Genomic DNA, 17,619 nt, shown 5'->3' with positions numbered 1-17,619 from the left:
CCTGTTTTACGGCACCCGTTCAAAAGTGATTAGCCGATTTGCAAAACACGCGCCATGGCTTCATCGCCTTCCTTGGCCGCGTTCATCATCTTGACGTGCAGTTCGAATTGACGGGACAGCGCCAGCACCGAGGTCATTTCCTCGACGGCATTGACGTTGCTCGACTCCAAAAAGCCCGACGCCACCCGCACGTTGACGTCGGCATCGGCGGGCTGGCCGTTCTTGGTGTGGATCATGCCGTCCAGGCCCTTGGTCAGGTTCTTGGTGTCCGGATTGACCAGCTTGATGCGGTCGACCTCGGCCATGACCCGCGGGTCCTCGCCCATGGCGCGAATGCTGATGGTGCCGTCTTCACCGATCTCCACCTTCTGCTCAGGCGGAATCGCGATCGGGCCACCGTTGCCCATCACCGGCATGCCGTTGCCGGCACGCAGCACGCCCAGGGCATCGATATTGAGACTGCCGGTGCGCACATAGGCTTCGCTGCCGTCCGGCGCCTGCACGGCGATGAAGCCATCGCCGGTGACCGCCACGTCCAGTTCGCGACCGGTCTCGACCATTGCGCCAGCAGTGAAATCCGTGGCCGGGCGTTCGCTCATGGCGAAGGCGCGCGCCGGAAAGCTGTCACCGAACACCGGCATCGAACGCGCCTGCTCCAGGTCGCGCTGAAAACCGTTGGTGGAAACGTTCGCCAGGTTGTTGGCGTGGGCCCGCTGGGCCAGCGCGTTCTGGCTGGCACCGGTCATGGCCACGTAAAGCATTTTGTCCACAGTCATTCTCCACTGCACTGACGAGCGATTGCCGCCGACGTTGCTGTGCAGGCACTAAAGCAAGTTCCGAACCAACTTTTGAAAAGCATGAAAAAGCCCGTGAATACGGGCTTTGAGGGAAGCCTTTGGATTGGGCAACGCCGGATATCCGGCGCCATCTTGCCGCTGACGGCAATTGGCTACGGCTCGCGGCAACCGGCGTTGTTGTACGGGCCGGCGAAGCGCTTCCACCCCTCCCCCGGCGACCATTGCGAACACACCAGGCGCCCGTCGGCCTGACTCTCCCAGCGCCACCACGGCGCCGCAGCCGCCTGGACCTGGAGCAGGCACAGCGCTGCGGCGAGCGTCACGATCCATTTCTTCATGAGCCTTACCTCGAAAACGACGAACCCCTTTATCGGGAAAGGGGTTCGTGCGCACTCGACCGACCAGCGACCATCAGGTCATCTGGATGATGGTCTGCATGATGGTGCTTTCGGTGGAGATGGTCTTGGCGTTGGCCTGGTAGTTGCTCTGCGCCTTGATCAGCTCGACCAACTCCTGGGTCAGGTTGACGTTGGAGGCTTCCAGCGAGTTGGACTCCACGCTACCCAAGGTACCGGTCTTGGGTGCGTCGATGCCTGGAATGCCGGAGGAGAAGGTTTCGGTCCAGCGGGTGCCACCGATCTGCTGCAGGCCCTGCTCGTTGGCGAAGCTGGCAACGGCCACCTGACCGATCGCACGGGACTGCTGGTTGCTGAAGCTGGCGAACATCACACCGGTGGAATCGATGCTCAGGCTCGACAGAATACCGGTGGCGTAACCGTCCTGGGACTGCGACATACGCGCGGTCTCGGTGTTGTACGAGGTGGTGCTGTTCATCGACAGACGCATGCCACCGGCATTGCCCGCCGCGCCATTGGCAGCCCAGTTACCCGAAGCATCCTTGGACGCCGGAATCCAGCCAGTCATGGTGAAGGTGTTGTTGTTCACGGTGAACGACGAACCAGGCGGCAGGCCGGTGTTGTTGGCCGTCATCGCATTGACCGAACCGTCGCTGTTGAAGCTGATGGTGCCGCTCAGCGGCGTGGTGCTGGCCGGGTCGAACGGATTGCGTCCATCGACCAGGGTGTACATGGTCCACTGGTTGGTGCCGGTCTTGCGATAGAACTGCTCCATGGTGTGCTCGTTGCCCTGACTGTCGTACACCTTGGTCGGGAACGACTTGGTGTAGGTGGTTTCGTCAGAGGGATCGAACGGCTTGTTCGGCACCATGGTACCGGTACCGTCGTCGACCATCAGCGGAATGTCGGTGGCCGAGGAATTCAGGTTGATGCCCTGGTCGATCAGGGACGTGGCCTTGGGCGCCAGAGCGGAGGTGTCGATCTTCAGATCGGTCAGCACGCCCTTCTGGATCTTGCCGGTCGAGTCGGCGGCATAGCCTTGCAGGCGCAGGCCGTCCGAGGTGACCACATAGTTGTCTTTGTTGGTCTGGAAGGCACCGGCACGGGTATAGACCATCGAGCCGTTGTCCGACAGCACGAAGAAGCCCTGCCCCTGGATACCCATGTCCAGTACGTTGCCGGTGTTGTTGATGTCACCCTGGCTGAATTGCTGGGAGACGGCCGCCAGACGCACACCGTTGCCCACTTGGTTCTTGCCGACACCCAGGCGGTTGGCACCTGCGTAGACGTCCGCGAACTCGGCGCGCGACGACTTGAAACCAACGGTATTGACGTTGGCGATGTTGTTACCGGTGACATCCAGCTGCTTGTTGGCAGCGTACAGACCACTAAGACCGATGTTGAAAGACATGAATTCGCTCCTTGTGCCGCTCTAGCCGGCCTTAGATACCAATGGTTTGCACGCTGGACAGAGAAACTTTCCCGAGCCCTGCAAGGTTGAGCATCATCTCGCCATTGGGGTTGATGCTGACGCTGGTGACCTTGGCTGGCAGCAGGGTGTACATCTGCGTCGACTTGCCATCGACCATGGTGGTGGCCGAGAAGCTATAGGTGCCCGGGTCGACCTTTTCACCCTTGTCATTGGTGCCATCCCAGATGAAGTCGGCGTAACCGGCTTTCTGCTGGCCCAACTCGATGGTCTTGATGGTGTTGCCGTCTTTATCCTTGATGGTGATCTTCGCCTCGCTGATACCTTGCGGGACGATGAACTGGCCATTGAAACTCTGGGTGGTGTCGACCACCGCTTTATCGTTCTGCACGATCACCGAACGACCCACCAACGACGAAGCCTGCAGGGCCTGGGACGAACCCATGGCACCGGCAATGGAATTGACCGTGCTGTTGAGCGTGGTGATGCCTTCCAGACTGCTGAACTGCGCCAGCTGGGCGACGAACTCGCTGTTATCCTGAGGATCGAGCGGGTTCTGGTGCTGCATCTGGGTGACCAGCAACTGCAGGAACGCATCCTTGCCCAGGGCGTTCTTGTCAGTGTTCTCGGGTGCGGGCTTCTTGGTGGTGCCAGTGCTGACGCCCGACGCCGCGAGGACGTCGTTGAGGTTCACACCGCCGGTGCTGTTGACTGCCATGATCCTGACTCCTTATCACTGACCGAGGGTCAGCACCTTCTGCATCATGGTCTTGGCGGTGTTCATCAGCTCGGCGTTGGTCTGGAACGCACGGCTGGCGGAGATCATGTCAGCCATCTCCTCCACCACATTGACATTGGGGTAGTAGACGTAGCCGTCCTTGTTCGCCGCCGGATGATTGGGCTCGTAGCGCGCCTCAAGGTTGCTCTGATCCTCGACGATGCCCATCACCTGCACACCCTGCCCCGCTTCGCCCTGATCCTGGAACAGCGACTGGCCAGCGCCGTTCTGGGCTTGCTGGAAGGTAGTGGCGAACACCGGATGACGCGCGCGGTAGGTCTGGTCGATGCTCGAGGAAACAGTCTCGGCGTTGGCGATGTTGGAAGCGACGGTATTGAGGCGGGTGTTCTGCGCGCTCATGCCGCTACCGGCAATATTGAAGACACTGGCAAGGGACATGATCACTCTCCGCGCAGGGCCGAAACCAGCCCTTTGAATTTGCTGTTGAGCAGGGTGAAGCTGGCCTGGAAGCCGATGGCGTTCTCTGCGTAGTTGGACTGCTCGATCTGGGCGTCCACGGTGTTCTGGTCGATCGACGGCTGCATCGGCGTGCGGTACTTGAGGGTATCGTCGCCCATGGCCAGGCCTTCGGCCTCGATGTGGCGGTTATTGGTGCGATCCAGGGCAATGCGCCCTTTCTGCTGCTTGTCGGCTTCAGCGGCGAGCACCGCCGAGAAATCCATGTCACGCGCCTTGTAGTTAGGCGTGTCGGCGTTGGCGATGTTGTTGGCCAGAACCTCGGCGCGCTGGGCGCGGAAGCTCAATGCCTGCTCATGGATGCCGAGCGCCTTGTCGAAGCTGATGCTCATGTCTGGGAAACCTTCGAAGGTTGACCGGAAGAATCGTGAGCAAGCTAGAGCAAGGTTTGTGCCAAGCGATAAAGCCCCAGTAAAACCGGGCACTGAGGCCCTGCTTGCCGGCGGCAATGCCAGAAAAGCGGCAATGGATTACCGCTTGGCGTCAGCAAAGCGGCAATGGGCACCGGCAAAAAAAGGGGCCGCGATGCGGCCCCTGTCTGGGTTTATTTTGCCTGGTAGATGATCCCCGGGCTGCACTGGACCATCTGGTAGTGATCCGGCAACCCGTTGAGCGCCTCGGACGCCCCCAGGAACAGATACCCGCCCGGCTTGAGCGTGCTGTGGATGCGCATGAGGATGTCCTTCTTGACCTGGGCCGAGAAGTAGATCAGCACGTTGCGGCAGAACACGATGTCGAACTTGCCCAGCGCCGCATAGCTGTCGAGCAGGTTGAAGGAACGGAACTCGACCCGGCTGCGGATCGGCGCTTTGACCGCCCAACGACCCGGCCCCTTGGTGTCGAAGTAGCGCTGCAGGCGCTCCTGGGACAAGCCGCGACCAATGGCCAGGCTGTCGTATTCACCGGTCTTGCAGTTGGTCAGCATCGACCCGGACAAGTCGGTGGCAACGATCTGCGCACCCATCTTCAGTTGCCCCAGGTTGCTGCGCTCGAACTCGTCGATGGCCATGGAGATCGAATACGGCTCTTGCCCCGAGGAGCATGCCGCCGACCAGATCCGCAGGCGCTGGCCCGGGTTGTTCTTGATGAACTCCGGAATCACCTTGTTCTTGAGCACCTCGAACGGATAGGTGTCACGGAACCACAGGGTTTCATTGGTCGTCATCGCATCGACCACCTGCTCACGCAACCCGCTGCGCGGCTGGCTCTGAATTCGCTGCACCAGCTCACCGAGCGACTTGATGCCCTGCTGCTCCATTAGCTTGTTGAGACGGCTGGAGACCAGGTATTGCTTATTCTCGCCCAGCAAGATGCCACAGGCTTTCTCCAGGAAGACCCGGAACTGTTCAAAATCCAAATTACCCGTAGACAATGCTGCCGCCTCTTTCAAATCCCTGGTGCCAGGGGTTGCCCCCGGCCGTTTCAATGCGTCGCCTTGATCCGATCGACCACCCGCTGGGCGAGGTCGTCCGGCTTGAATTTGGCCAGGAAGTCGTCGGCGCCGACCTTCTTGACCATGGCCTGGTTGAAGACCCCGGACAGCGAAGTATGCAGGAGGATGTGCAGCTTTTGCATGCGCGGATCGCTGCGAATCTCCGCCGTCAGGGTGTAGCCATCCATCTCCGGCATTTCGATGTCGGAGATCATCATCAGGAATTCTTCTTCCGGACGCTTGCCCTCTTCCACCAACTTGTTCAGGTAGTCCAAGGCCTGGCGACCATCGTTGAGGGCTACCACCTCCACCCCTACCGACTGCAGGCAACGGCTGACCTGCTTGCGCGCCACCGACGAATCATCGACGGTCAGCACGCGCAGCATCATCGCCTTGTCTTGCACCTCGGCATCGACCACCCCCACGGACACGTCCTCGGACGATGGCGACACTTCGGCAAGAACTTTCTCTACGTCGATGACCTCCACCATCCGCCCGTCCACACGGGTGACAGCGGTCAGGTAGTGGTCACGTCCGGTCCCCTTGGGTGGCGGATGGATCTCCTCCCAGTTCATGTTGACGATGCGCTCGACCGAATGCACCAGGAAACCTTGGGTCTTGGTGTTGTACTCGGTGATGATCACGAAACTGTTGCGCGTCTCTTCCTGCAGCCCCGGCAAGCCGGTCGCCATCGACAGGTCGAGGATGGGGATGGTCGCGCCGCGAATGTTGGCCACCCCACGCACCACCGGGTGGGACTTGGGCAACAACGTCAGCTCCGGGCACTGCAACACCTCCCGGACCTTGAACACGTTAATGCCATAGAGCTGCTCGCCATTGAGGCGGAACAGCAACAGCTCCAGACGATTCTGCCCCACCAGTTGCGTGCGCTGGTTGACCGAATCCATGACTCCAGCCATGCCAGACTCCTCTAGTTTTGGCCCATTTACCGACTCGGCACGGGCTTTGCTTTTTTGAGCGCCATGTACACGAAAACGACATTTTACCGACGCCTGACGCGCCTGATGACCGGCTTGATAATGGCGCTATGCCTGCTGGCACCCGGCACACGCGCGCTGGCCGATGCGGTTACCTTGCCTGAACAACTTATCGGCGTCACCCAGGGGTTTCTTGAATTCACCGTGGAGGATTATCTGGCCACCACCCAGACCACTGGTCGCTACGAGATCCAGGTCAACCCGCTCGACCCGCGCCTACGCATGCCGCTGTGCAGTCAGCAACTGGACGCTTCGCTTGAAAGTCCAGCACAGCCGCTGGGCAGGGTCACGGTGCGGGTACGCTGCAACGGCAGCGCCCCCTGGACCGTGTTCGTCCCGGCCCAGGTGAAGCTGTTTCGCGAGGTGGTGGTGATGACCCGCCCGCTCAGGCGCGAGATCGTGATTGGCGAAGGCGATGTCAGCCTGCGTGAGCGCGACGTGGGCACGCTCAATCAAGGCTTTCTCACAAGCCTGGAACAGGCCGTGGGCATGAAGCTGCTGCGCCCGACGGTGCTCGACCAGGTCCTGACGCCCCAGCATCTGGAGCAGGCCGAGGTGGTACGCAAGGGCGATCATGTGGTGATCACGGCCCGCAGTGGCAGCCTTAGCGTGCGCATGCCTGGCGAGGCCTTGAGCAAAGGCGGGCTGTCTGAGCAGATTCGCGTGCGCAACCTGAACTCCAAGCGCGTGGTCAAGGCACGGGTGATTGGGCCTGGACAGGTAGAAGTGGCCATGTAAGGCATTTGCGGCGCCCGCGAGGCGGGACAGGATAAAAACTAGCGACGGGGAACGGGTTTTCCTAAACTGTGTCAGAAAACGGGTCATGCGCGCTTGCCGACAGGTGGCGATACATTCGTGCCTAAAGTTTTTTTCGGGTTGGCCGAAAACAGGGCAAGCGTCCAAATTCCCAGAGGTTTCTGATCATGGTCATCGACTTCAGTCGTTTGAATAATTCTCCGGCCGTCACGGGCGGGGTTCGCAGCAATACCGCGACCGGTAGCGCCCCGAAAGCCGGCGAAACCAGCGAAGCGCCACAGACTGCCAGCGGAGAAGCGGTACACCTCAGCCAAGAGGCCCAGCAGTTGCAGAAGATCAGCGACAAGCTGCGCGACCAGCCAGAAGTCAACAGCGCCCGCGTGGCCCAGTTGAAACAGGCGATCGCCGACGGCAGCTATCAGGTCGATGCCGGCCGGGTCGCCAGCAAACTGCTTGATTTCGAAGCCCAGCGCTAACCCTCCGGGGCGCTGACTTCAAGGACGCAAAAGCCAAGAGCCAGCCATGCACGACACCACTTTGCTGCAACTGATCGAAGACGACATCGCGCCAACGCAGGAACTGCTCGAACTGCTTCAGAAAGAAGCCGTCGCCCTGCATGGCCGGGACATGCAGGTGCTGGAGAACATCCTGGCACGCAAGCAGTCCCTGATCGTCCTGCTCGAGCAGCAAGGCATGCGGCGCAACCAACTGCTGGTCGGCCTGGGCTTATCCGCCGACCGGGCCGGTGTGCAGGCCCTGGCCGCGCAATCCTCCCTGGGCGAGGTCATGCTGCAACAACTCGACGTACTCACCCAATTGATGGATGCCTGCCAAAAGGTCAACGAGACCAACGGCCGGATCATCCAGCTGCAGCAACACGCCACGGCCAATCAGATCAGAATCCTCATGGGTGGCGATTCCCCGTCGCTCTATGACAGCCGCGGCGCCACCTCGCCCATGGCTAAGGCCCGCGCCATCAGCCAAGTGTGATTATTTCTATCAAGGCACGGAACATACTGGCAAAATGCCGTTACTTGCGTGTGTCGTTTTTGCCTGGAGATTGATTACCCGTGTTCAATGCATCCGATGCTCCCCAGCCGCCCAAGGTGCTCACCACCCCCTTGGAAATCGCAGCCAACCTGCGTCAATTGCTGGATAGCCACGATCCGCTGATCATCACCTTCCCTGAGCGCAGCCAGCGGTTCCAAAGTTACGTCGTGCATGTGGACCGTGACGCCAATACCCTGGCGCTGGACGAAATGATCCCTCGCGACGGTGAAAAGTACATCGAGAATGGCGAACCCTTCCGCATCGAAGGTTTCCATGATGGCGTGCGCATCGCCTGGGAATGCAACACCGCGACCACCATCACCGAGATCGATGGCCATCGCTGCTACCGTGCCCCCCTGCCGACCGAGATGACCTACCACCAGCGCCGCAACGCCTTCCGCGCCGCGCTCAAGCTGTCGCAACTGGTCGATGTCGTGCTCGACGGTGAACGACTCAAGGGCAAGGGCGCCCTGCGTGGCAAGTTGCTGGACATCTCCGCCACAGGCTGCAAGCTGCGCTTTGAAGGCAACATCGAAGAGCGCCTGCAACTGGGTGAGGTGTATGAGCGCTTCGCCGCCAGCAATCCGCTGGGCATGTCGCAGGCGATGGTAGAACTGCGTCACCTGCACTTCGAAGAGCGCCTGAACACCACCTTCGCTGGCGTGCGCTTTCACAACCTCAATGGCCAGATGCAGCGCAAAGTCGAGAGTTTCGTCTACCAGTTGCAGCGCGAGGCACGACGCTTCGACAAAGACGACTATTGAGTGTCGAATGTCCAATGAAAAACGCCACCCATCGGGTGGCGTTTTTCATTGCTTTGCAGCTTGCCTGAAGACCGGCTCAAACCGACTTGTCGACCTCGGCCTGGGGTGCACCCGCCTCTTCCCGGGGCTTTTGCTCCTCGGCTTCGGTGTCTTCGGCCGCCACCGGCGCTTGCATCACGTCCTGCACGGTCTGCTCATCGACCCGAGGGTCCAGCGCTGCCGACAAGGGTGAGCCCGCCGCTGGCATGGCCACGTGGCCCAGCGGCGCGTCCTGCACCTGATGCAGGCCGGTGACGGCCTTCGGCCGGATCCGCCACACCAGCACCAAGGCGAAGAACAGGAAGAAGGCATAGAGCATTTGCGGCCCCAGGACCTTCATCAGCACACCCGCCGCCAGCGGACCGATACAGGCCCCCACGCCGTAGGTCACCAGCAACATGGCCGTCAGCGAGACACGGCGCTCGCTTTCGACATGGTCGTTGGAAAACGCGACCGCCAGCGGATAGAGGCAAAATTGCAACAGCGAAATCACGAAACCGACGGCGAACAGCAACTCCAGCGGCACGCTGGGCAGCACCGCCAGCGGCAATGCAGCCAGCGCCAGACCGATCGAGACGCTACGGATCAGCACCGCACGATCATAGCGGTCCGACAGCCAACCCAGCGGCCACTGCACCACCAAGCCCGCGAAGATGCAGCTCCCCATGAACAGACCGATCTGCTCGGTGGTAAGCCCCTGCTTGGCCGCATACAGCGGCGCCAGACCATAGAAAGAACCTACGATCAGGCCCGAACCCAGCACCGTCGACAACGACTGCGGTACCCGTTTGAGGAAGAACTTCGGCTCCATCGGCGCCGGGCGCAACGGTGCCGGGTGGATGCGCCGGGTCATCGCCACCGGCACCAGGCACAGGGCAAAGCACATGGCGACCAGCATCAGCAGTTCAGGGCCGAGCTCCGGATGCACCACCAGGATCAATTGGCCGAGTACCAAACCCAGGTAGGAGGCGATCATGTATCCACTGAACACCGCCCCGCGGTGCTTCACATCGGCCTGCTCGTTGAGCCAGCTTTCGATGACCATGTACTGGCACATCATCCCCAGGCCCACGATCATCCGCAGCCCTACCCACACCGGGAGCCAATTGGTCATGCCATGGCCGAGCACCGCCGCGCAGACGATGCCCGCGCACGTGGCGTAGGCGCGGATGTGCCCGACCCGGCCGATCAGCCGGTGGCCGACCTTGCCGCCCACGGCCAGGCCAAAATAGTTGGCGGCCATCAGGGCACCGACCCAAAGGCTGTCCACATGGTCGGCGGCCAGGCGCAAGGCCAGGTAGGTACTGAGCAGGCCCGAGCCGATCAGCATCATCAAGGCAGCGAAATACAGCGACTGAAACGGCTTCCAGATGTTTCGCATACGTCCCGTCGGGCTCCCTGGTCAGGTGGCGTTAGCTTGCAGGCAAGCATAAAAGCAAATTCGCCGCAGCGCAGGCCCCCATCGGCTAAATAGCCAGCCAGGGGGCGTGTCCAGTGTCGGTTGTGTCGCGATCAGGCCTGTGCGGCTAGCACCCGCCGCTCCCAAGGGGTGATTTCGTCGAGGAAATCCGTCAGCTCCAAGGTCTTGGTTGCGACATACCCTTCGATGAATTCGTTCCCGAACATCTGACGCGCCAATGCGCTGCGCTTGAGGCGTTCCAATGCGCCATGCAGGGTGCAAGGCAGGTTCAGGTGCTCCGGCACTTCGAACTCGCCCTGGATCGCGGCCGTAGGTTGCAGGCGCTGCTCGATGCCGTGCAGACCAGCGGCCAAGCTCGCAGCGATGGCCAGGTACGGGTTGGCGTCGGCCCCAGGCAGCCGGTTCTCGACCCGTCGAGCCACAGGCGAACTGGCCGGGATGCGCAAGCCGGCGGCTCGGTTGTCATGGGACCAACAGGCATTGTTGGGCGAGGCGTACGGGTGGCACAGGCGTTGGTAGGAGTTGACGTTGGGCGCGAACAGCGCGGTGAAGTCAGCCATGCAGGCCTGCAGACCGCCGATGAAGTGATGGAAGGTATCGGTCGGCTGCCCGCCCTCATCGCTGAAGACGTTGCGGCCACTGTCGATGCGCACCAGGCTCTGGTGGATATGCATCGAGCTGCCCGGTGTTCTGGCCAAGGGCTTGGCCATGCACACCACGGTCAGGCCATGCTTGAGTGCGACTTCCTTGAGCAGGTGCTTGAACAGGAAAGTCTGGTCGGCCAGCAGCAACGGATCGCCGTGAAGCAAATTGATCTCGAACTGGCTGACGCCCATCTCGTGCATGAAGGTGTCACGGGGCAAGCCTAGGGCGGCCATGCACTGATACACCTCGCTGAAAAATGGCCGCAGGCCATTGTTGGAACTGACGCTGAACGCCGAGTGCCCCAACTCGCGACGGCCATCCTTGCCCACCGGCGGCAAGAACGGCTGGTGCGGATCGGTATTCGGTGCAAAGACGAAGAACTCCAGCTCCGTGGCCACCACCGGCGCAAGGCCAAGCGCGGCATAGCGCGCGATCACGGCCTTGAGCTGGCCCCGGGTGGAAAGTCCGGACGCCACACCGTCGAGCTCGACTGCATCGCAGACGGCCAGCGCCCGCGGCTCGTCGCTCCAGGGCAGGCGATGGATCTGGGCAGGTTCGGCCACCAGGGCCAGGTCGCCATCATCGCTGCCATAGAAACGGGCTGGCGGGTAACCGCCCATGATGCATTGCAGCAATACACCCCGAGCCATCTGCAAGCGGCGCCCTTCCAGAAAGCCCTCGGCAGTCATCACCTTGCCGCGGGGTACACCATTGAGGTCGGGGGTGACGCATTCGATCTCGTCGATGCCGGTCAGACGTTCGCTGAGGGAACGCGGGGCTTCGGTCGTCATGACGCTGTCCTTCTTGTTGTTTTCCAGGCCGGAAATGGCGTTAGGCACAACATAGGCGTCCGCTGTTGAAAATATCAAGCGAGGATGGGCGGCAGTGTGGAAATTTATTAACACCCGCGGTCGCGCCGCTGTATTCGCCATCGGATTGGCGCAACCTCGGGCTCCCATCAGCCCGATACGACGCTATTCGCGCAAGGTCATGCCATTGGCCGGCAACGGCAGCGCGGTCTTGTAGCGCACCTGCTTGAGGGCAAAACTCGAACGGATGTTAGCCACTCCGGGCAAGCGAGTCAGGTAGTCGAGAAAGCGCTCCAGCGCCTGGATGCTGGGCAACAGTACGCGCAGCAGGTAGTCCGGATCGCCGGTCATCAAATAGCACTCCATCACCTCAGGCCGCTCGGCGATTTCCTCCTCGAAGCGGTGCAACGCCTGCTCCACCTGTTTCTCCAGGCTGACGTGGATGAACACGTTGACGTCCAGCCCCAGCACCTCGGGTGCGAGCAAGGTCACCTGCTGACGGATGACGCCCAGCTCTTCCATTGCCTTGACCCGGTTGAAACAGGGCGTAGGCGACAGGTTCACCGAGCGGGCCAGCTCTGCGTTGGTGATGCGGGCATTTTCCTGAAGGCTGTTGAGAATGCCGATATCGGTGCGATCGAGTTTGCGCATGAGACAAATTCACCGGTTTTTTGTGTTTATGCGGAATGTTTATCTGCGCCGTCAGGCAAAGGCAATCAACTTGAGAGAAAAATTCTTCAGCGGTCCCCCTATGATGTAGTTAGCGCTGACCTACCAGTCACAAGCCGGTACTCAGCGGCGACCGCTTCAAAGCTCACAAAAACAACATTCGAGCGAGCGTAAAAAGCATGAACGAGTACGCCCCCCTGCGTCTGCATGTGCCCGAGCCTACCGGCCGGCCAGGCTGCCAGACCGATTTCTCCTACCTGCGTCTGAACGACGCCGGCCTAGTCCGTAAACCCCCGATCGATGTAGAACCCGCCGACACTGCGGATCTGTCCTACAGCCTCATCCGTGTGCTGGACGAACAAGGCAATGCCGTCGGTCCATGGGCCGAGGACATCGACCCGCAGGTCCTGCGCCAGGGCATGCGCGCAATGCTCAAGACGCGGATCTTCGACAACCGCATGGTCGTTGCCCAGCGCCAGAAGAAGATGTCCTTCTACATGCAGAGCCTGGGCGAGGAAGCCATCGGCAGCGCCCAGGCGCTGGCCTTGCAATACACCGACATGTGCTTCCCGACCTACCGCCAGCAGAGCATCCTGATGGCCCGGGACGTGTCTCTGGTCGAGATGATCTGCCAGTTGCTGTCCAACGAGCGCGATCCGCTCAAGGGGCGCCAACTGCCGATCATGTACTCGGTGCGCGAGGCAGGCTTCTTCACTATCAGCGGCAACCTGGCCACTCAGTTCGTCCAGGCCGTCGGCTGGGCCATGGCCTCGGCCATCAAGGGCGATACCAAGATCGCCTCGGCCTGGATCGGCGACGGCGCCACGGCCGAGTCCGACTTCCATACCGCCCTGACCTTCGCCCACGTCTACCGCGCCCCGGTAATCCTCAACGTGGTCAACAACCAGTGGGCGATCTCGACCTTCCAGGCCATCGCCGGCGGTGAGTCCACCACCTTCGCAGGCCGTGGCGTGGGCTGCGGCATCGCCTCCCTGCGGGTCGACGGCAACGACTTCATCGCGGTCTACGCCGCCTCGCGCTGGGCCGCCGAACGTGCCCGCCGCGGCATGGGCCCGACCTTGATCGAATGGGTCACCTACCGCGCAGGCCCACACTCCACCTCGGACGATCCATCCAAGTACCGCCCGGCCGATGACTGGAGCCACTTCCCGCTGGGCGATCCGATCGCTCGCCTCAAGCAGCACCTGATCGCTATCGGCCACTGGTCCGAAGAAGAACACCAGGCCGTCACCGCCGAGCTCGAGGCCGAGATCATCAAGGCGCAGAAAGAAGCCGAGCAGTACGGCACCCTGGGCAATGGCCACATTCCTAGCGCCGCCTCGATGTTCGAGGACGTGTACAAGGAAATGCCCGACCACCTGCGCCGCCAGCGCCAGGAACTGGGGGTCTGAGATGAACGATCACAACAACAGCATCCATCTGGAATCCGCCATGTCCACCACCACAATGACCATGATCCAGGCCCTGCGCTCGGCCATGGACATCATGCTCGAGCGCGACGACAACGTGGTGATCTACGGCCAGGACGTCGGTTACTTCGGCGGCGTGTTCCGTTGCACCGAAGGCCTGCAGAACAAATACGGCAAGTCCCGCGTGTTCGACGCACCGATCTCCGAAAGCGGCATCGTCGGCACTGCCGTGGGCATGGGCGCCTATGGTCTGCGTCCGGTGGTGGAGATCCAGTTCGCCGACTACTTCTACCCCGCCTCCGACCAGATCGTCTCGGAAATGGCCCGCCTGCGCTATCGCTCGGCCGGCCAGTTCATCTCTCCACTGACCCTGCGTATGCCGTGCGGCGGTGGCATCTATGGCGGCCAGACCCACAGCCAGAGCCCCGAGGCGATGTTCACCCAGGTGTGCGGCCTGCGCACCGTGATGCCCTCGAACCCCTATGACGCCAAAGGCCTGCTGATCGCCTCGATCGAGTGCGACGACCCAGTGATCTTCCTCGAGCCCAAGCGCCTGTACAACGGCCCGTTCGACGGCCACCACGACCGCCCGGTAACGCCGTGGTCCAAGCATCCGCAAAGTGCAGTGCCCGATGGTTACTACCAGGTACCGCTGGACAAAGCCGCCATCGTCCGCCCAGGTAACGATGTCACCGTACTGACCTATGGCACCACGGTGTATGTGTCCCAAGTGGCCGCCGAAGAGACCGGCGTCGATGCCGAAGTCATCGACCTGCGCAGCCTGTGGCCATTGGACCTGGAAACCATCGTCGAATCGGTGAAGAAGACCGGCCGCTGCGTGGTGGTCCATGAGGCGACCCGCACCTGCGGCTTCGGCGCCGAACTGGTGTCGCTGGTGCAGGAGCACTGCTTCCATCACCTCGAAGCGCCGATCGAGCGCGTCACCGGTTGGGACACCCCCTATCCCCATGCACAGGAATGGGCCTACTTCCCAGGACCTTCGCGGGTAGGTGCGGCATTGAAACGGGTCATGGAGGTCTGAATGGGCACGCACGTCATCAAGATGCCGGACATCGGCGAAGGCATCGCACAAGTCGAGTTGGTGGAGTGGTTCGTCAAGGTCGGCGATGTGATCGCCGAAGACCAGGTGGTGGCCGATGTCATGACCGACAAAGCCACCGTGGAGATCCCCTCGCCGGTCAGCGGCAAGGTATTGGCCCTGGGCGGCCAGCCCGGTGAGGTGATGGCGGTCGGCAGCGAGCTGATCCGTATCGAAGTCGAAGGCAGCGGCAACCACGTGGACGAACCCCATGCCAAGCCGGTCGAAACCGTCGCGCCAGCCGCACCCGCCCCGGTTGCTGCCGCACCGCGCCTCGAACCGCAGCCGACCGCCAGCCCCGTGTCCAGCGCCAGCGTCGCCGCGCCGATCGTGCCACGCCAGGCGGGCGAAAAACCCCTGGCCTCCCCAGCGGTGCGCAAGCGCGCGCTGGATGCCGGTATCGAGCTGCGTTACGTGCACGGCAGCGGCCCGGCCGGGCGCATCCTGCACGAAGACCTCGACGCCTTCATCAGCAAGCCGCACAGCACGGCCGGCCAGGCGCCAAGTGGCTATGGCAAGCGCACCGACAGCGAGCAGATTCCAGTGATCGGCCTGCGCCGCAAGATCGCCCAGCGCATGCAGGATGCCAAGCGTCGCGTCGCGCACTTCAGCTATGTCGAAGAAATCGACGTCACCGCCCTCGAGGCCCTGCGCCAGCAACTGAACGCCAAGCACGGCCAAGACCGCGGCAAATTGACCTTGCTGCCGTTCATCGTGCGCGCCATGGTCGTGGCCCTGCGCGACTTCCCGCAGATCAACGCCACCTATGACGACGAAGCCCAGGTCATCACCCGCCACGGCGCGGTGCACGTGGGTATCGCCACCCAAGGCGACAACGGCCTGATGGTGCCGGTGTTGCGCCATGCCGAAGCCGGCAGCCTGTGGAGCAACGCCAGCGAGATCGCTCGCCTGGCCAATGCCGCGCGCAGCAACAAGGCCAGCCGCGAGGAACTCTCCGGCTCGACCATCACCCTGACCAGCCTCGGCGCACTGGGCGGCATTGCCAGCACGCCGGTGGTCAACACACCGGAAGTGGCCATCGTGGGCGTCAACCGCATGGTCGAACGGCCGGTCGTGGTCGATGGCCAGATCGTCGTGCGCAAGATGATGAACCTGTCCAGCTCCTTCGACCACCGGGTGGTCGATGGCATGGATGCCGCCTTGTTCATTCAGGCCGTGCGCGGCCTGCTGGAACAACCTGCCTGCCTGTTCATGGAGTAAGCATGCAACCGATCCTCAACACGACCCTGCTGATCATCGGTGGCGGCCCTGGCGGTTACATCGCCGCCATTCGCGCCGGCCAACTGGGCATCCCTACGGTACTGGTCGAAGGCCAGGCCCTTGGCGGCACTTGCCTGAACATCGGCTGCATTCCGTCCAAAGCACTGATCCATGTGGCCGAGCAGTTCCACCAGGCCTGTCACCACGATGAGCAATCGGCGCTGGGCATCAGCGTATCTTCGCCGCGCCTGGACATCACCCGCAGCATCGCCTGGAAGGACGGCATCGTCGATCGCCTGACCTCCGGCGTTGCCGCCTTGCTCAAGAAGAACGGGGTCAAGGTGATCCATGGCTGGGCGAAGATCCTAGACGGCAAGAGCGTCGAGGTCGACGGCCAGAAAATCCAATGCGAGCACTTGCTGCTGGCAACCGGCTCCACCAGCGTGGAATTGCCCATGCTGCCGCTGGGCGGCGCGGTGATTTCCTCCACCGAGGCCCTGGCCCCGAAAGCCCTGCCCCGTCATCTGGTGGTGGTCGGCGGTGGCTACATTGGCCTGGAGCTCGGCATTGCGTACCGCAAACTGGGCGTCCAAGTCAGCGTGGTGGAAGCGCGCGAGCGCATCCTGCCGACCTATGACGGCGAACTGACCCAGCCGGTGGCCGACTCGGTGAAGAAACTGGGCATCGCCCTGTACCTGGGCCACAGCGTCGAAGGCTATGAGAACGGTTGCCTGCTCGCCAACGACGGCCAGGGCGGCCAACTGCGCCTGGAGGCCGATCAGGTGCTGGTCGCTGTGGGCCGTCGACCACGCACCCAGGGCTTCAACCTCGAGTGCCTGGACCTGAAGATGAACGGCGCGGCCGTGGCCATCGACGAGCGCTGCCAGACCAGCATGCGCAACGTCTGGGCCATCGGGGATGTGGCGGGCGAACCGATGCTGGCCCACCGGGCCATGGCCCAGGGCGAGATGGTCGCGGAAATTATCGCGGGCAAGTCACGGCGCTTCGAGCCTAGCGCCATCGCGGCGGTGTGCTTCACCGACCCGGAAGTGGTGGTGGTCGGCAAGACGCCCGAGCAAGCAAGCCAGCAAGGCCTGGATTGCATCGTCGCGCAGTTCCCCTTCGCCGCCAACGGCCGGGCCATGACCCTGGAATCGAAAAGTGGCTTCGTGCGGGTGGTAGCCCGCCGTGACAACCACCTGATCCTCGGCTGGCAGGCCGTAGGGGTGGCGGTCTCGGAACTGTCCACCGCCTTTGCCCAATCCCTGGAAATGGGTGCCCGCCTGGAAGACATCGCCGGCACCATCCACGCCCACCCGACCCTGGGCGAGACGGTCCAGGAAGCGGCATTGCGGGCCCTGGGCCACGCACTGCATATCTGACACTGAAGCGGCGACAGCCGATTTGGCCCGCTGCGCCCCAGGCGCGGCGGGCATTTTTTTGTCCTCAT

The 17,619-nt window shown here is 62.1% G+C and carries 19 protein-coding genes; 8 read left to right on the top strand and 11 right to left on the bottom strand.

Features of this window, described 5'->3' with window-relative positions; genetic code table 11:
• Positions 1–29: 29 nt before the first annotated feature.
• The 8 genes from flgF to AB1N67_RS07065 form a co-directional block, all read right to left on the bottom strand.
• Entirely contained in the window at positions 30–770 is a 741-nt protein-coding gene (gene flgF, locus AB1N67_RS07100; RefSeq protein ID WP_043210915.1) for a flagellar basal-body rod protein FlgF, read from the bottom strand.
• Between the two features lie 179 nt (positions 771–949).
• Positions 950–1,135 (bottom strand): hypothetical protein, encoded by a 186-nt coding sequence (locus tag AB1N67_RS07095; protein WP_332770785.1) that lies wholly within the window; start codon positions 1,133–1,135, stop codon positions 950–952.
• Between the two features lie 73 nt (positions 1,136–1,208).
• Positions 1,209–2,564: a flagellar hook protein FlgE gene (gene flgE, locus AB1N67_RS07090; protein ID WP_043210920.1), complete on the bottom strand. Its 1,356-nt coding sequence runs from the start codon at positions 2,562–2,564 to the stop codon at positions 1,209–1,211.
• Between the two features lie 31 nt (positions 2,565–2,595).
• The gene (gene flgD, locus AB1N67_RS07085) at positions 2,596–3,300 is read right to left on the bottom strand and encodes a flagellar hook assembly protein FlgD (protein ID WP_043210921.1); all 705 of its coding nucleotides are present in this window, start codon (positions 3,298–3,300) and stop codon (positions 2,596–2,598) included.
• 15 nt (positions 3,301–3,315) lie between these two features.
• Positions 3,316–3,759: a flagellar basal body rod protein FlgC gene (gene flgC / locus AB1N67_RS07080; protein WP_043210925.1), complete on the bottom strand. Its 444-nt coding sequence runs from the start codon at positions 3,757–3,759 to the stop codon at positions 3,316–3,318.
• Between the two features lie 2 nt (positions 3,760–3,761).
• Positions 3,762–4,169 (bottom strand): flagellar basal body rod protein FlgB, encoded by a 408-nt coding sequence (flgB, locus tag AB1N67_RS07075; RefSeq protein ID WP_043210926.1) that lies wholly within the window; start codon positions 4,167–4,169, stop codon positions 3,762–3,764.
• Positions 4,170–4,381: 212 nt separating this feature from the next.
• A complete protein-coding gene (gene cheR, locus AB1N67_RS07070) occupies positions 4,382–5,209 on the bottom strand; it encodes a protein-glutamate O-methyltransferase CheR (RefSeq protein ID WP_043210928.1) in 828 nt (275 codons plus the stop codon).
• Positions 5,210–5,259: 50 nt separating this feature from the next.
• Positions 5,260–6,189, bottom strand: a complete 930-nt coding sequence (locus AB1N67_RS07065) for a chemotaxis protein CheV (protein WP_043210931.1) — start codon at positions 6,187–6,189, stop codon at positions 5,260–5,262.
• Between the two features lie 63 nt (positions 6,190–6,252).
• Here AB1N67_RS07065 and flgA point away from each other — a divergent pair, with 63 nt between their 5' ends.
• The 4 genes from flgA (at position 6,253) to AB1N67_RS07045 (ending at position 8,837) form a co-directional block, all read left to right on the top strand.
• Positions 6,253–7,005, top strand: a complete 753-nt coding sequence (gene flgA / locus AB1N67_RS07060) for a flagellar basal body P-ring formation chaperone FlgA (protein ID WP_367863626.1) — start codon at positions 6,253–6,255, stop codon at positions 7,003–7,005.
• 185 nt (positions 7,006–7,190) lie between these two features.
• Positions 7,191–7,499: a flagellar biosynthesis anti-sigma factor FlgM gene (gene flgM, locus AB1N67_RS07055; protein WP_043210935.1), complete on the top strand. Its 309-nt coding sequence runs from the start codon at positions 7,191–7,193 to the stop codon at positions 7,497–7,499.
• Between the two features lie 46 nt (positions 7,500–7,545).
• Entirely contained in the window at positions 7,546–8,013 is a 468-nt protein-coding gene (locus AB1N67_RS07050; protein ID WP_043210937.1) for a flagella synthesis protein FlgN, read from the top strand.
• An 80-nt stretch (positions 8,014–8,093) separates the two neighbouring features.
• Positions 8,094–8,837: a flagellar brake protein gene (locus tag AB1N67_RS07045; protein WP_043210939.1), complete on the top strand. Its 744-nt coding sequence runs from the start codon at positions 8,094–8,096 to the stop codon at positions 8,835–8,837.
• Positions 8,838–8,913: 76 nt separating this feature from the next.
• Here AB1N67_RS07045 and AB1N67_RS07040 read toward each other — a convergent pair whose 3' ends face one another.
• The 3 genes from AB1N67_RS07040 to bkdR form a co-directional block, all read right to left on the bottom strand.
• On the bottom strand, positions 8,914–10,257 hold the full coding sequence (locus AB1N67_RS07040; RefSeq protein ID WP_043210941.1) for an MFS transporter: 1,344 nt from the start codon (positions 10,255–10,257) through the stop codon (positions 8,914–8,916).
• Between the two features lie 131 nt (positions 10,258–10,388).
• Positions 10,389–11,630, bottom strand: coding sequence for a glutamine synthetase family protein (locus AB1N67_RS07035; protein ID WP_367863857.1), 1,242 nt, complete (start codon positions 11,628–11,630; stop codon positions 10,389–10,391).
• A gap of 285 nt (positions 11,631–11,915) precedes the next feature.
• Positions 11,916–12,401 (bottom strand): Bkd operon transcriptional regulator BkdR, encoded by a 486-nt coding sequence (gene bkdR, locus AB1N67_RS07030; protein WP_043210945.1) that lies wholly within the window; start codon positions 12,399–12,401, stop codon positions 11,916–11,918.
• A gap of 197 nt (positions 12,402–12,598) precedes the next feature.
• On the opposite strand from bkdR, the gene AB1N67_RS07025 reads away from it, so the two are divergent.
• The 4 genes from AB1N67_RS07025 to lpdA are packed head-to-tail and all read left to right on the top strand — an operon-like array spanning position 12,599 to position 17,551.
• Positions 12,599–13,831, top strand: coding sequence for a 3-methyl-2-oxobutanoate dehydrogenase (2-methylpropanoyl-transferring) subunit alpha (locus AB1N67_RS07025; RefSeq protein WP_043210948.1), 1,233 nt, complete (start codon positions 12,599–12,601; stop codon positions 13,829–13,831).
• A 1-nt stretch (position 13,832) separates the two neighbouring features.
• The gene (locus AB1N67_RS07020; protein WP_043210951.1) at positions 13,833–14,891 is read left to right on the top strand and encodes an alpha-ketoacid dehydrogenase subunit beta; all 1,059 of its coding nucleotides are present in this window, start codon (positions 13,833–13,835) and stop codon (positions 14,889–14,891) included.
• Positions 14,892–16,169, top strand: coding sequence for a dihydrolipoamide acetyltransferase family protein (locus tag AB1N67_RS07015; RefSeq protein WP_367863625.1), 1,278 nt, complete (start codon positions 14,892–14,894; stop codon positions 16,167–16,169).
• A gap of 2 nt (positions 16,170–16,171) precedes the next feature.
• Positions 16,172–17,551 carry a dihydrolipoyl dehydrogenase gene (lpdA, locus tag AB1N67_RS07010; RefSeq protein WP_043210956.1) on the top strand — a complete coding sequence of 460 codons (1,380 nt, stop codon included), beginning with the start codon at positions 16,172–16,174 and terminating at the stop codon, positions 17,549–17,551.
• Positions 17,552–17,619: the final 68 nt, after the last annotated feature.

It is taken from the genome of Pseudomonas guariconensis, from assembly GCF_040822035.1.
In the GTDB taxonomy this organism is placed as follows: domain Bacteria; phylum Pseudomonadota; class Gammaproteobacteria; order Pseudomonadales; family Pseudomonadaceae; genus Aquipseudomonas; species Aquipseudomonas guariconensis.
Note: the sequence above shows the minus strand (reverse complement) of the source record. Positions and strands in the feature narration are given on the sequence as shown.